This is a genomic window from Cytobacillus sp. Bac17, from assembly GCF_024519925.1.
GTDB lineage: Bacteria > Bacillota > Bacilli > Bacillales > Cytobacillaceae > Cytobacillus > Cytobacillus pseudoceanisediminis.
In genome coordinates, this window is the sequence record NZ_JALJRC010000025.1 from 39,967 (window position 1) to 54,775 (window position 14,809).

General features: G+C 45.1%; 15 protein-coding genes. 13 read left to right on the forward strand and 2 right to left on the reverse strand.

Annotated elements, in window-relative coordinates; all coding sequences use genetic code 11:
* The first annotated feature begins 75 nt into the window (after positions 1-75).
* On the forward strand, positions 76-1,383 hold the full coding sequence (locus NR125_RS22435) for an MFS transporter (protein WP_256816157.1): 1,308 nt from the start codon (positions 76-78) through the stop codon (positions 1,381-1,383).
* A gap of 78 nt (positions 1,384-1,461) precedes the next feature.
* On the forward strand, positions 1,462-2,307 hold the full coding sequence (locus tag NR125_RS22440) for an STAS domain-containing protein (protein WP_256816158.1): 846 nt from the start codon (positions 1,462-1,464) through the stop codon (positions 2,305-2,307).
* Between the two features lie 41 nt (positions 2,308-2,348).
* On the opposite strand, the gene NR125_RS22445 is transcribed toward NR125_RS22440, so the two are convergent.
* Positions 2,349-4,031, reverse strand: coding sequence for an MFS transporter (locus NR125_RS22445; protein ID WP_071157497.1), 1,683 nt, complete (start codon positions 4,029-4,031; stop codon positions 2,349-2,351).
* Between the two features lie 137 nt (positions 4,032-4,168).
* On the opposite strand from NR125_RS22445, the gene NR125_RS22450 reads away from it, so the two are divergent.
* The 7 genes from NR125_RS22450 (at position 4,169) to NR125_RS22480 (ending at position 8,028) form a co-directional block, all read left to right on the forward strand.
* A complete protein-coding gene (locus tag NR125_RS22450) occupies positions 4,169-4,561 on the forward strand; it encodes a DUF3139 domain-containing protein (protein WP_019382636.1) in 393 nt (130 codons plus the stop codon).
* Positions 4,562-4,627: 66 nt separating this feature from the next.
* Positions 4,628-5,026: a GNAT family N-acetyltransferase gene (locus tag NR125_RS22455; RefSeq protein WP_019382635.1), complete on the forward strand. Its 399-nt coding sequence runs from the start codon at positions 4,628-4,630 to the stop codon at positions 5,024-5,026.
* A 94-nt stretch (positions 5,027-5,120) separates the two neighbouring features.
* Positions 5,121-5,945: an MBL fold metallo-hydrolase gene (locus tag NR125_RS22460; protein ID WP_009335057.1), complete on the forward strand. Its 825-nt coding sequence runs from the start codon at positions 5,121-5,123 to the stop codon at positions 5,943-5,945.
* Between the two features lie 58 nt (positions 5,946-6,003).
* Positions 6,004-6,543 (forward strand): DinB family protein, encoded by a 540-nt coding sequence (locus NR125_RS22465; RefSeq protein WP_019382633.1) that lies wholly within the window; start codon positions 6,004-6,006, stop codon positions 6,541-6,543.
* Positions 6,540-7,061, forward strand: coding sequence for a signal peptidase I (gene lepB / locus NR125_RS22470; protein WP_009335055.1), 522 nt, complete (start codon positions 6,540-6,542; stop codon positions 7,059-7,061). Before NR125_RS22465 ends, lepB begins: the two co-directional genes overlap by 4 nt.
* A 48-nt stretch (positions 7,062-7,109) precedes the next feature.
* The gene (locus tag NR125_RS22475; RefSeq protein ID WP_256816159.1) at positions 7,110-7,280 is read left to right on the forward strand and encodes a hypothetical protein; all 171 of its coding nucleotides are present in this window, start codon (positions 7,110-7,112) and stop codon (positions 7,278-7,280) included.
* Positions 7,281-7,431: 151 nt separating this feature from the next.
* The gene (locus NR125_RS22480) at positions 7,432-8,028 is read left to right on the forward strand and encodes a histidine phosphatase family protein (protein ID WP_019382630.1); all 597 of its coding nucleotides are present in this window, start codon (positions 7,432-7,434) and stop codon (positions 8,026-8,028) included.
* A gap of 37 nt (positions 8,029-8,065) precedes the next feature.
* On the opposite strand, the gene NR125_RS22485 is transcribed toward NR125_RS22480, so the two are convergent.
* Positions 8,066-9,325 carry a sensor histidine kinase gene (locus NR125_RS22485; protein WP_009335053.1) on the reverse strand — a complete coding sequence of 420 codons (1,260 nt, stop codon included), beginning with the start codon at positions 9,323-9,325 and terminating at the stop codon, positions 8,066-8,068.
* Positions 9,326-9,586: 261 nt separating this feature from the next.
* Between NR125_RS22485 and NR125_RS22490 the strand changes: the two genes are divergently transcribed.
* The 4 genes from NR125_RS22490 (at position 9,587) to NR125_RS22505 (ending at position 14,806) form a co-directional block, all read left to right on the forward strand.
* On the forward strand, positions 9,587-10,060 hold the full coding sequence (locus tag NR125_RS22490) for an ArsR/SmtB family transcription factor (RefSeq protein WP_019382628.1): 474 nt from the start codon (positions 9,587-9,589) through the stop codon (positions 10,058-10,060).
* Positions 10,061-11,338 (forward strand): MFS transporter, encoded by a 1,278-nt coding sequence (locus NR125_RS22495; RefSeq protein ID WP_256816160.1) that lies wholly within the window; start codon positions 10,061-10,063, stop codon positions 11,336-11,338.
* A 135-nt stretch (positions 11,339-11,473) separates the two neighbouring features.
* Positions 11,474-13,561 (forward strand): catalase, encoded by a 2,088-nt coding sequence (locus NR125_RS22500; protein ID WP_256816161.1) that lies wholly within the window; start codon positions 11,474-11,476, stop codon positions 13,559-13,561.
* Positions 13,562-13,942: 381 nt separating this feature from the next.
* Positions 13,943-14,806 (forward strand): AraC family transcriptional regulator, encoded by an 864-nt coding sequence (locus tag NR125_RS22505; RefSeq protein WP_019382624.1) that lies wholly within the window; start codon positions 13,943-13,945, stop codon positions 14,804-14,806.
* The last annotated feature ends 3 nt before the right edge of the window (positions 14,807-14,809 follow it).

A 14,809-nucleotide genomic window follows, 5' to 3' on the forward strand; every position in this document is an offset into this window, starting at 1 on the left:
TAAAAAAGTGACAGGCACCTATACCACTTAAGCTAACTGGTATAGGTGCCTGTCACCCGAAAGAAGGTTCACATCGTGAAGCGCCTTAAGGTTCATTATGCGTGGATTATTTTAATATTGACGTTCTTGGCGTTGCTGGCTGCACAGGGTGTACGTTTGTCGTTCGGGGCGTTCATGGCGCCATGGGAGCATGAGTTTTCTGCGAATCGCAGTGTCATATCCTTCATTGCCTTCGTCAGCTATATTGTTTTTGCCATTTCACAGCCGTATGTTGGCAGGCTGATTGACAAATATGGCATCCGCTATATTCTATCCTGCAGCATTTTGGTGATCGGTTTTTCAACACTTCTCACCTTTTTCACCACTAATGCCGTCCAGCTGATTATCATCTATGGTGTAATCGCCTCGGTTGGTTTTGGAGGTGCATCCAATGTTGCGGGAACGATGGCGGTGGCGACCTGGTTTGCCGATAAAAAGGGTATGGCCATGGGACTAATGTCTGCAGGCACTGCAGCAGGACAGCTTATTCTTGTCCCGCTGTCCTTATTCCTAATTGACCAGCTCGGGTGGAAGACAACTGTGCTCGTGCTCGGCTGCTTTTTGATTGTATTTATTTTTCCGCTTCTTCTGCTCTTTATCCGTTCGAACCCGGCTGATCTCCATATCGAGGCTTATGGAGCGAGGGTGAGTGATAATGAGAAGGGAAGGCAAAAGGAAGCACCAAAAGGAACGCTATCAATATTCCAGCTCTTAAAGCGAAAAGAATTCCTGTTTCTCATGCTCCCGTTTTTCGTGTGCGGCGTCACCACTACAGGCCTGATGGATACCCATCTTATTCCCTTTGCCCAGTATTGCGGATTTACGCCTGGCGTTACCGGAGCCGCTGTCAGTCTGCTGGCCGGCTTCAACATTCTCGGCACGGTCGTATCCGGGTTTCTTGCAGATAGGTGGAATTGCAGAGGGATCCTTGCCTTTCTCTACGGAGTACGGGCCCTGACAATTGTTCTTCTGCTCATCATCGTAAATGATGCTTCCCTGTTTGGCTTTTTCGTCACTCAATCTCATTTGTTGATTCTGTTTGCCATCAGCTTTGGGATTGTCAATTTTGCCACTGTCGCACCGACCATGAAACTGGCTGCGGAATATTTCAGGCATCTGTCCGCCGGAGCGGTGATTGGCTGGATTTATTTGAGCCATCAGCTGGGTTCTGCTCTTGGTTCCTTCGTCCCTGGTGTCATATTTGATCTGACAGGGAGCTATGACAGTTCTTTCATTGCATCCATCATTCTTCTTGTTCTGGCATCCGCCTTAAGCATAATGCTTCCGAGACCAGGAGCAGACTATCAGTATGCGAACAGCAGGGAATTAGCGGAAAATCGTTAGGAGCTTAAAATCGACACTTTATTTCTCATCGGTTAAAATATTAATATTGAAATAACAGTTCGGTTAGGGGAGACAGGCATGCATCGTAATCATGATCTATATCAATTTTTCCTTGAAAAATCCTGGGACTTAACAGAAGAATGGTATAAAAATGTGGACAAAGAAGAGAGCGGCGGGATATATACATCAGAAGACCCCGCTGTGATTGAACGAGTAAAGAAGCAAAATTACGAATTCCACAAGCAGTTCTCCGAAGTCTTCCATAAAGAAGAAGAAGCTTTCTTTCGTGAGCTGGAAAGCTGGATTGTCAAAGTGGCGCAGGATGATGAACACCTCCGTACGCCTCTGGAGATGATCCTGCAGGAGTTCTTTAACACCCAGGAACAGTATTTGAACCTGCTTGAGCAGTTTGTTGAAATCAGCCAGGGTCAATATGATGAAAAACAAATTGCCTTATGGCGCAGGATGATCATTAGAACCATCGGTGAGGTGGTTACCTGGTTCACGGAGGAGTATAATAACCATTCCCAGAAGAGGCTGCAGGCACAGCAGGCTTTAATCCTTGAACTAAGTTCCCCGGTCATTTCCCTGACAGAAGATATCGCACTTCTTCCTCTTGTCGGGGATATTGATACAGCACGAGCGAAAATCATGCTTGAAAATACACTTCAGCAGTGCAATAAATTAGGTGTCAGCCAGCTGTTCCTTGACCTTTCAGGCGTAGTCATGATTGATACTATGGTAGCCCATCAGCTTTTCCAGCTGATAGAAGCGCTAAGCCTGATCGGCGTAAAGACGACAATCTCCGGCTTAAGGCCGGAAATTGCCCAGACTGCAGTACAGCTCGGTTTGACATTTGATCATGTCAGCATCAAATCCACACTATCCAGTGCCATTAAATCAGCAAACATAATAGCATGGTAATAAAAAACACGATGAAGGATGCCTTCATCGTGTTTTTGCGTCTATTCCAATCCTTTAATGGTCATTTCCTTCACAGGCAGGAATGCCTCACCTGTATCCAGATAGTTCACGTCCACCTGATCGCCTTCCTTCAGATAAATGGCCATCGGCACGGTTTCAGATGAAACCACATAGCTCTGGCGGTTATCCAGGAGGAATGATACGACGGTGAATTCGCCGGATTTCTCCTTGTACACCCGCAGTACAGTGCCGCTCACCTGTTTCTCCTCTGCTTTTGAGCTTCCGTCTACCGTGCCTCCGCCTCGCTGCAATGCGGTTTTATATAAACGCAATGCTTCATTTGGCGTTGTCCCGTAAGCAGATATTTCCGGATTGGCAGCTGATACAATAAAGTAGTTCTGCAGGAATCCGTTGGCATCAAGCACAGGCGTCAGCCAGCTCGCTTCCCCGTAGAAGTTATACAGAACAGGCATTTCACCGCTCCATTTTTTCTCGATGAATTTCTTCTCGATAATCTGGAGGGCACCCTGCGAATCCATATAAGATTCCTCAAGATTACCTGTAAAGAAGGTCGCTTCGCCCGTCCTTGAATTTGTCAGAGAATAGCCAAGCATCGAATCGACGCCTTCTTTGGGACTTGTAAAATCTGTGAAGTAATACATGTCGCCATTTTCATCAAAAATCGGACTCACATTGGCTTCTGTTCCTTCATCCGATGGAAGCCTAACATCTGACTTTCCGAATTTGCTGTTCCAGAAGCCGTGGACATAATTCCCGAAATAGCTGTTCTGCAGACTGACAGTTTCAGGGGAAACAGCTCCATCCACAAAGGCCGGCACATCCGCAAGTTTATAGGACTCCGTCTGTCCGTTCAGCGGGTCAACCATGACCACCCCTTGAACATCAAAGCCATTTCTCGCCGAAATAAACTCTCCATATGAACGGATATAAAACGGCTTTCCGTCGTCATCCACCTCCAGCTGCACATCTCCGTAAAAAATGGCCTGCGGATACTGCATCCGAATATGGCGCTCAATATTTTTATTAAAATAAGAGGATGGTGTATACACCATATCACTTTTCACAAACTTTGGATTGGCAGAGGAGTCAGTTGCGCTGATTGTAAAATAGCCAGGTGTTTTATCTCCATTCCACCATTTGAAAAAGCCCGAAAACTCTACAGGCGCTATATAAACATATTCTCCATTGACTTTCTGGATCTGCAGGCTGCCAAGCTCATAATAGCTCGTATTCGGAACCTGCCCGAAAGCCTTCTTCATCTTATTGCGTGCAAACTGCGGCGGCACGCTTGCCGGTGTTTCTTTTTCATCAAACGTCTCAATCTCCGTTTTTTCATTCATTTTGGCACTTTCATATTTATCATCTGCGTTGAATAGAAAAGCTGTCAGAAAGAAAATCCCTGCAATCAGACTGACGGCAAACACACCTGTTTTTATCATTCGTTCCCTGCCTGTCGCAAGAACAGCTCCAATTAATGAAGCGATAACCGCAAACAGCCATAAGCTGGTCAAGTTCCGGTCCAGATTGGTGAAATAATACACGGCAAAAACAAGCAGCACAGATACAGCGGCGGTGCCGGCCATAATTCCGGTCCCCAGTTTCCTGCCTTCCTTTTCCTTCGCCTTCGGTTTATAGCTGAACGGAATCAGCAGGATAGCAACCGCCAGTCCGGCAATCAGTGAAAAAATAAAAATATTTCCCATAAGAATCTCTCCTAAAGTAAGTTCTTTACTATTTAATACGGACGGCAGACAAAAAAGTTTCATATAGAAAAAACTACCACTCCAAGTTACTTGTAGTGTAAAATTACACTATATAAACGGTTGGGAGTGACAAATACATGAAAAAATTACTGTTGATTATAGCAGGCTTGTTAATTCTGGCTACACCCGTCTTTTTTCTTTATGTATTAAATAATGGCAATCCCATCATGAACAAGTGGATAACCCATGAGGTGAAGAAGCATCTGGATGGAACAGACTATGACGAAAGTGATTTTCAGGAACACAGCTATAGCATACCTAAGATGGACATCAATCATGATTTTTACCATACCCATTATTATGTCATTTTCAAAGATGAACCGAACATAATCTATTACTATGGCAAAAAGAAGTGGTTTGGGGATGTTGTTCAGTTTTGTGAAAAAGAGGACGCTTCCACATATGAGTTTGTAACGGGGAATACGGAACATAGTGAAGAAGTCTGTGTATCGATGCTGGATAACCGTTAAAAGAAAAAGGATTCTTCCGCCTTGAACCAGAATAGGTTTAGCATTACATACTTAAGGAGATTTTTTATGATCAAATATGAATTTGCCTTACCGGATCAGGATCAATTATTTCAGTTATATGAAAATGACGGCTGGAATGAATTTTTGAAGCTGCCGAAAGAAAAACTGCATAAGGCGATGGAGCAGAGCTGGCTGGTGATCAGTGCCTATGATGGAGATTGCCTGATCGGGACAGGGCGCATTATTTCAGACGGAGTGATTAATGCCTATCTTTGCGGATTAATCGTTGATCCAGGTTATCGCAGCCAGGGCATCGGAAAGGAAATGGTGCGCAGGCTGGCAGTGGAGTGCTCGAAGGCACGGCTGCATGTGCAATTGATGGCTGAGGAAGAGAAAGCGGGCTATTATGAAAAGCTGGACTTTGAGGTTTTTACCTTAGGCTTGAAGTATAAGTTTTCAGGCTAAAGTTGTAGCCATTTTCAGTCAGAACGGCGATTTAGCATAAAGTTTCCAGCATTAAAATGGGTAATGTAAAGTATGAGAAACGGAGGCAATTCTAATGGAAAAATATATATGCAAAACGTGCGGAACGCAATTTCCGCCTTCGGTCCATCAGCCTGAAAGCTGCCCGATCTGCATGGAAGAGCGCCAGTACGTTGGACCCCGTGGCCAGGAATGGACAACATTACATGAAATGACGGAAAGCCAAATTTATATAAATGAAATACAGAAGGAGGAATCCAATCTTTACAGCATGAAAACAGTGCCGGAGTTTGCCATCGGCCAGACAGCTTATCTTATTCAGCATAACGGTTTTAATCTGATGTGGGACTGTATTACCTATCTCGATGAGCACACGATTGACACCATAAAAGATCTAGGCGGATTAGACGCAATCGCACTGTCCCATCCTCATTACTATTCAGCTCAGGCGGAATGGGCGGAAACATTCAATGTGCCGATCTATATACACGAAGACGACAGGGAATGGGTGATGAGGGACAGTGAACACATTATTTTCTGGAGCGGAGAATCGCTCAAAGTTCAAGATGGCCTGGTCATCCACCGCCTTGGCGGACATTTTAAAGGCGGTGCTGTCCTTCATTGGGAAAATGGGAGCCAGGGCAAAGGCGTTCTGCTCACCGGCGACATCATTCAGGTTGTCGCAGATAGTGGGTGGGTCAGCTTCATGTACAGCTACCCGAATCTCATCCCTCTTCCGGCTGAAACGGTAGAACGAATGGCTGGCAGAATAAAAACGCTATCATTTGACCGGATCTACAACGCGTTTCACAGAGTTATAGAAAAAGAGGCAGACCTTGCAGTGCAGCGGTCAGCTAAACGCTATATAAAAGCAGTCCGGGGCGAGCTTTTTCAAACCTAATATTGGCTCTGTAAATAGATATTTAGTAAAATAAGGTAATAGAATGGGAGGGAACGCGATGTTAAAAAAACCTAAATCCAATGAATATGCACCCTATTATGAGAAATATGTCAGCTCCGTACCGGAAGGGGACCTGCTGCAGATCCTCGATGTGCAAATAAAGGAAACGATGAATCTGGTAAAAGACCTGAATGAAGATCAGGCTCAATTCCGTTATGCTCCGGAAAAATGGACCATTAAAGAAGTTATCGGCCATATCACAGATACCGAACGCATCATGAGCTACCGCCTGCTTTGCATTGGCAGAGGGGAGATGGCCAAGCTGCCTGGCTATGATGATAATGAGTATGTGAAGAATGGGCAATTCAACCGTTTCAGCATCCGGGAACTGGTAGAGCAGCTGTCCTATGTACGCCAAAACACGATTGCTCTACTAAAAAGCATGGATGATGAGTCACTGCTAAGGAGAGGGAATGCAAACGGCACGGAAGTAACCGCCCGGGCCATCGCCTATATTATTGCCGGCCATGAACTTCATCACCGCACCTTCATTAAAGACAGGTATATGGGTGCAGAAGGCTTTGGTGGAACACATTGAATAAGCATGAAATAGTGAGCTGGCTGAAATCCCTTCTGATTGCCTTTGGAATCGCTATGGTGATCAGGGTCTTCCTTTTTTCACCTTACTATGTGGAAGGAGCCTCCATGGATCCGACCCTTCATGACGAGGAAAAAATATTCGTAAATAAATTTGAAGAACTGGACAGAGGCGATATTGTCATCATCAAGGGCGAAGAAAAAAACTATGTTAAAAGATTAATAGGATTCCCCGGCGATGAATTGGAGATGAAAGATGACCATCTGTATATAAATGGCAAGCAGTGGGATGAAGACTATCTCTCAGAAAATCGCAAAGCAGCAGAAGGAATTGTCAACAAACTGACCGGTGACTTCGGCCCTCTAACTGTTCCGGAAGATCACTATTTTGTGATGGGCGACAACCGCCTTGTCAGCCTGGACAGCCGTAATGGACTCGGATACATCGAGAAGGAGCGGATTATCGGTGTCAGCGAATTTGTCTGGTATCCTTTTTCAAACGTAAGAAAAGTAGATTAGCTTCAGGAGCGGCAAGCACCGCTCCTTTTACATAATAGGGGGGATCTTGTGGAATTGTTTCTTCAGGTAGCTGCCTATTTTATCTTTGCTGCCGGGTTTTTTTATTTCTTTTTCGGCGGAGTAAGAAAACCGGCTGGAAAATACGCGCTAAGGCACAAGAGATTTATCTTTTTGATCAGCTTCTTAATACTGAGCGGATATTTCTGGTTCGGCAGATGATGAGGGTGAAGCCTGTATGCTGGAGCCACTATTCTATTTGCAGATTTCGACATTCTATTTATGAAAGCTGCCTTCTATTTGCATCCTCCAAAAGGAAATTGCCTATTTTAATTAAATACCGAAACAAGTGAAAAGAAAGGACGTGTTATAGATGACAAAAATCGGATTGATCAGGCACGGAATTACAGCCTGGAATAAGGAGGGACGGGCACAGGGAAGCTCGGATATTCCTCTCCATGAAGAAGGATTGGCTGAGGCGGAACGCCTGGCAGAACGGCTTGGCCGAGAAAGCTGGGATGTGATTTATTCAAGCAATCTCCTGAGGGCAAAGCAGACTGCGGAAGCCATCCAGAAGAAAACCGGTTCCATTCCCCTTCACCTCGATCCCCGAATAAGGGAGGTCGGCGGCGGGATGATTGAAGGCACAACCGAAGCAGAGCGTCTTGAAAAATGGGGCAAAGACTGGCGGGAAATGGACCTCGGTTTTGAGCCGAAAGAAAGCATCATTCATAGAGGACTTGAGTTCCTCCAGGAAATCACAGATAAGCACCCGGGCGAAAACGTGCTGATCGTAAGCCACGGTTCCTTCATCCGCCATCTGTTAAGGGAACTTGTGCCGCACACGGATCTGTCCTCCCCGCTGAAAAACACATCCATCACAAAGCTTTTGATCAAAGATAGTCAGTGGATCTGTGAGCTGTATAACTGCACGAAGCATCTTGAGGTGAAGCAGATAGAATCATGTTAAGCCAGTAAAAAAACAGCAGGCTGCCGCTGCTGTTTTTTTATTCATTATGTATCTTCGACTTAAAGTTCGGAAATGTAAACCTGAAAACAGTGCCTTTACCCACTTCGCTTTTGACGCGAACATTGCCATCCATGGCCCTTACAATACTGAACACGACCATCATTCCGAGGCCGGTCCCTTTGGAGCCTTTTGTAGAATAGTAGGGTTCACCTAAACGCTGAAGCTGATCGGACGTCATGCCGACACCGGTGTCTTTTATTTCGATGGTGATCTGGCTGCTGCTATAGTGTGTTTCTATGTATAATTGCCCGCCGCGCGGCATGGCCTCGATTGAATTTTTAATTACATTCAGAAAGCATTGGTGGAATTTTTGCCGATCACCTTTAATCGATCCGAGGAGGGCAAAATGGGCATTAATCTCTACGGAATTCTGATTGGCGGTCGGTTTTAATATATTCATGACTTGCATTAGTTCTTTTTTTACATTAATTTCTTCGATCTTATCTAAGGAAGGCTTGGAAAAGGTTAAATAATTTTGAATGACCTGTTCCGCCGATTCGAGTTCTGCTTTCACGATGCCCAAATACTCAACCCTTTTTCGCGGCGGCAGCCGCTGTTCCTGTAATAGCTGTACAAATCCAATTGCAGCCGTCAGGGGGTTGCGGATTTCATGTGAGATGGCTGCTCCCATTTGCTCCACAGCTTCAAGCTTTTCTGCCCTTACGAGATTTTCACGGATATCCAGATTTCTTTTGGCAAACTCGAATACATATGAAATCATGAAGACACCCAATGGCGGAATCACCAGGTAGGCAAACCAGGCATCAAACCGGTTCTGTGGCGGCACCGATAGTTCCATAACGACAACGGTCAGCACACTTAAAATCAGGGTTATGATAATCGAAAGGCGAATCCTTTTTCGCGGCACCTGCTTCCAAAACCAAGGATAGAGTCTCCAAAGAATAATCCCGAGGGGCAAATATAAAAGAATATTAGAATAAAACCCAGGTTCTACTCCATAAAAACTTCTCATCAAAATCACAGACCCGGCCAATGCGGGGCCGATTCCCGCATATAAACCGCCGATGATGACAGGTATCAATCGTAAATCAAAAAAGTAATGCGGGCTTGGCTGATAGGAAAACTGAAAGCATATCCAGATCATGAACAAAAGCCATATAAAAGAGCAGCCTTTGGAAAACCGGAATTTAGAGCTTTTTTCCGCCCATACCAGCACAATAAACAAGATGACGATCAAGAGCGATAGATTAAAGAAAAAATGCTTTGTGATTTCCACCGTTTCACCTGCCTCTTTGTGAGGTTATAAGAAAATTCTATATTGTTTTACTATTTATGACAATACTCATTTGCTTTTTTTATATAATATTGTCAGAAAATACAAAATTGTCGAGGGTGAAGATTAATATTTCAATGCGAGTGAAATATGGTTTGCCGAAACCTCTTTGTTATTTATTTTAAAAAGATGTATCATTCTAAATTTTTAGAACATATAATAAAATTAAAATAAATAAATAGATTAGAAAGGGTGAAATCCTCTTTGGATTTAATCAAAAAAACGATGGAGATTAATCTGGAACAGCAGAAGCTGATATCCAGCCCGCTAAGGATAAAAATTATTTACCTCCTCGCTAAAAAAGCCATGACAGCCAAACAGGTTGCTGAAGAGCTAGGGAAGTCTGCAGGAAGCATTCATTACCATATTCAGCAGCTTTATAAAGGCGAAATACTCGAGATTGAGGAAACGAAAGAAAACAGGGGAATTATCGAGAAGTATTACCGTTCAAAAGCGACGCAATTCAACTTGAAAGAAGAGAAAGGGCAGGAAAAAGGATCCAGCAGATCAATGGGAATAAGCATCTCCCTCACAGATGATGAATTAAAGGATTTTCAGGACGATTTGTATGATCTGATGGTTAAATACATGGAAAAAAGCGTAAAGGGGGCTATAAAGCGCAATTCATATGAAATCTCCTGCAGCTTCAAATTGCTTAATTCCGAGGAGGAAGATTAGATGGAAACCCAGATTAAAAAAAATATAACACTTTTTCTGACAGGGAAAATGACAGCAGTGCTCGGTTCCTCCATTTACGGTTTTGCCATTGGCTTATATATCCTTGCAGAAACTGGATCCAGTCTGAACTTTGCCATAACCCTCATTCTTAGTGCACTGCCAAGAATTCTGCTTTCCCCTGTTGCGGGCGCCCTCAGTGACAGGTGGGACCGCAAAAAAATCATCATTATTTCCGATTTTGCCTGTGCAGTCTGGCTGCTTGCCATTTTGCTGCTGTATCTTTTTGTCACACAGGAAATCTGGCTCCTCTACACAGCCACAGCTGTTCTAAGCATTTTGAATACCTTTTATTCAGCGGCAGTCACTTCAGCGATTTACAACATGGTCGGTCCTGATACTCTGCAAAAAGCGATGTCACTCAATCAGGCCGCAGCTTCATCATCCGCCATCTTGGGACCTGTTCTTGGGGGCGTCTTCTTTGGCATCTTTCATTTATCATTCTTCATGCTTATCAACATCATCGCCTTCACAGTCTCCGGCATCACCAGTTTACTAATTCAATACAATCTATTTGCAGAGAAAAAAGAAAGACTAGAAGAAAAGAGTATGATCTACGATCTGAAAATGGGCGTTTCATATGTGAAAAATCAGCCGTTCATTAAAAATCTCATTATCATTAGCATCTGGCTGAATTTTTGGTTCGCGGTTTTTCCCGTTGCGATGCCTTATCTGGTTCTGACTGTGCGGGAAATGAGTTCCCTTCAGCTGGGTATTATTGAAGGGGCCTTTTCCGTCGGGATGCTGATTATGTCGGTCGTTCTATCTGCCCGTCCCGAGGTAAAGAGAAAAGAAGTAACCATCTTTGGGGGCGTAATGGCCATGTCCCTCATCATTGCACTGCTTGGCCTCCCGAATTTTCCTGGCTTAATGGGCATTTCAAACAGCATCATGTTTCCTTTTTTAATTGGTATGGTCCTGCTGTTATCATCAGTTATCATGGTAATCAATATTCCGGTGATGGTTTTACTGCAAAAAGGCACGCCTGATGCCTATCGGGGCAGGGTTATGTCACTCCTTGAAACGGGAGCAAGTGCCATGACACCACTCGGCTTTATCTTTTTTGGCTTCCTGCTTGAAAAAATGCCTGTCTGGATCCTGATGGCTGCATGCGGAGGCTGTATTCTGGTGCTCATCCTGTATCATCTGCAAAAAAGAACCTTTATCCAGCTGCTGAGAGATGCAGATCAGCCTAAAACAGAGATTAGCCCACAAGCCTGAGAGAAAGCAGTTTTCCGCTGCTTTCTTTTATTTTGCCGTTTATCGCCTAAGTTCTGGGGTATTTCAACATATAGATACATAGTTTGAATCGTAGCCCAGAAGCAATTGCTTCTTATATATAAGGAGGAAAATCATTTGAAACAAGATCCGGAAAACAAAGGTGTAAATGAGCACAGCAAGGACAGGCAGCTTGAAGAGTTTCGCATGGATAATACAGGAAAGAAGCTTACGACGAACCAGGGAGTCAAGGTTTCGGAGGATGAGCATTCGTTAAAAGCTGGTTCCCGCGGCCCGACCTTGATGGAGGACTTTCACTTCAGGGAAAAAATGACGCATTTTGACCATGAGCGCATCCCGGAACGGGTTGTCCATGCCCGCGGTTTTGGCGCACATGGCTACTTCCAGGTGTATGAACCCATGGCAGAATATACCCGGGCAAAGTTTCTGCAGGATCCATCTGTGAAAACCCCGGTCTTTGTTCGCTTCTCCACAGTTGCAGGCTCCCGCGGCTCGGCAGACTCTGTACGTGATGCCCGCGGCTTTGCAACGAAGTTTTATACCGAAGAAGGCAACTACGACTTAGTCGGCAATAATATTCCGGTGTTTTTCATTCAGGATGCCATCAAATTCCCTGATCTGGTTCATTCATTCAAGCCGGAGCCGCATAACGAAATGCCGCAGGCTTCAACGGCCCATGATACGTTCTGGGATTTTGCCGCCAACAATACTGAAACAGCCCATATGATCATGTGGACAATGTCAGACCGTTCCATCCCGCGCAGCTTCCGCATGATGGAGGGCTTTGGCGTTCACACGTTCCGATTTGTGAACGAGCAGGGCAAGGCACGTTTTGTGAAATTTCACTGGAAGCCTGTTCTGGGCACATATTCCCTGGTTTTTGATGAAGCCCAAAAACTTGCCGGAAAGGATCCGGATTTCCACCGACGTGATCTTTGGGAAGCCATCGAAATGGGGAATTACCCTGAATTTGAGCTTGGAGTTCAGATGATTGAGGAGGAAGATGAATTCTCCTTTGACTTTGATATTCTGGATGCAACAAAGCTATGGCCGGAGGAAATGGTCCCGGTTAAGATCATCGGGAAAATGACCCTGAACCGTAACCAGGATAATGTATTTGCTGAAACAGAGCAGGCCGCGTTCCACCCGGGACATGTCGTACCTGGCATTGATTTTTCAAATGACCCGCTGCTGCAGGGACGTTTATTTTCCTATACCGACACCCAGCTGATCCGCCTTGGCGGTCCGAACTTCCATGAGATCCCGATCAATCGTCCGGTCTGCCCGTTCCACAATAATCAGTATGACGGCTACCATCGCATGACGATTAATAAAGGGCCGGTTGCCTATCATAAAAACTCGATGCAGAATAATGATCCAAGCCCTGCCACAGCAGAAGAGGGCGGCTATGTTCATTACCAGGAAAAAGTCGAAGGACGCAAGGTGCGCGAGCGCAGCGACAGCTTCAAAGACCATTACAGCCAGGCGAAAATGTTCTGGAACAGCATGTCTGAAGTGGAAAAGCAGCATATGATCGAGGCGTTCCGCTTTGAAGTGGGCAAGGTGATGAACAAGGATGTGAAGCAGCAGGTTGTAGACATGTTCAGCAATGTGGATAGCTTCCTTGCCGAGCAAATTGCCCTCGGAGTTGGCGTAAAAGTGCCGGATGCTGCGAATGAATCCAAAGTGACGCTCTCTTCGCCTGCTCTTAGCCAAATGAACACAGCTAAATCACCTAAGACCCGGAAAGTCGCCATTCTCGCTGATAATGGATTCAACTATTCTGAAGTCAAAAGCGTGATGGAAGCTTTGAAAGGTGCTGGAATCATGCCGGAGATTGTCAGCAAAAACCTGGGCATGATCAAAGGAGACGGCGGAGAATTGGAAGCAGTGAAAACATTCCTGACCTCTCACTCAGTAATGTATGACGGCATCTATGTGGCAGGAGGAAAAGAAAGTGCAGAAGCCCTGAAGAAGGTGCCGCAGGCCAAGGAATTCGTCAGCGAAGCCTACAAGCATTTTAAAACCATTGCGTTTGGCGGCGAAGGAGCCGAACTGCTGCCTCCAGAAGCAATGAACACGCTGGGGCAATCACAAACCCTATCGGAAATGGGAATCGTCGAAATCAAAGCCGGCGATGCATCCGCAAGCGAAAATTTAATTAATAACATTGCCATGCACCGGCACTGGGGACGTGCCATATAAGGTGCCATCGAAGCCAGCTGCCCGTTATGGGGAGGCTGGCTTTTTTCTGATTTCTTGATAGATAAAGGACTGACCGATATAGTTGGAAACTGAGCCATAAATATGATGAAGTGATTTTGGCCGGTAAATTCCCCACTTTGGCCGGTATTTTCCTAAACTTGGCCGGTGAAACGGCAAAATAGGCCGGTAAATCCCCCATTTTGGCCGCTATTTTCATAATTCTGCTCCGGTCTGCCAGCAGCCGCATAAAATTTTCCCAACATGCAGGTATTCCCCTTCTAAAATAAGAATTCTTTAATACAAACCTGCCAAAACAAAGCAAAAAATGACAGGAAGACAAAAAGAGAAAAAGGTAGGATATAATCAAGGGAGTGATCAGTAATGTCATGGATCGTATCGCTGCAGAAGGCGATTGATTATATAGAGGAGCATTTGCTGGATGAGGATCTTTCCATCGGGAAAGCCGCGGGTGAAGCCAACTCCTCCGTATTTCATTTTCAGCGTACATTCGCCATTTTGACGGATATGCCGGTGGGCGAATATATACGGGGAAGAAGACTGACCCTCGCAGCACAGGAACTGGTCCGAACAGACCGCAAAGTGATTGATCTTGCCTATAAATACGGCTATGACACTCCCGAGGCTTTTACTAAGGCTTTCCGCAGGCAGCATGGCATGACCCCGACTGAAGCAAGAAATTTCTCCGGAAAGCTGAAATCATATAACCGCCTGGTAATTCAGGTGAGTCTGAAAGGGGCAGAACCAATGCAATATGCAATTGTCAAAAAAGAAGCTTTCCAAGTAGCAGGAATCAAAAAGGAGTTCTCATTGTGCAATGAAGAGAATCTGGCCGGCATCCCGAAAATGTGGGATGAAGTGAATAGCAACGGGACTGCTGACAAGCTATTTATGCTGAATAATGGCGAAATTAAAGGAGTTCTCGGTGTGTGTGTCGATAACCGCAGCAAGAAGCCTGACAGCATGGATTATTGGATCGGGGCAAGCTTTAAAGGCGAAAAGCCTGACAGCTTCGAGTGCCTGGAAGTCCCGGCCTCCAAATGGGCGGTATTTGAAGTACATGGAGCCATGCCGCATGCCATGCAAAACACCTGGAAAAAAATCTTCTCAGAATGGTTTCCATCCAGCGGCTATGAACATGCTGCTGCACCGGAGCTGGAAGTCTATACGGCAGGTGATGCTTCCAATTCTGATTATTATTCAGAGATCTGGATCCCGGTAAAATAAACA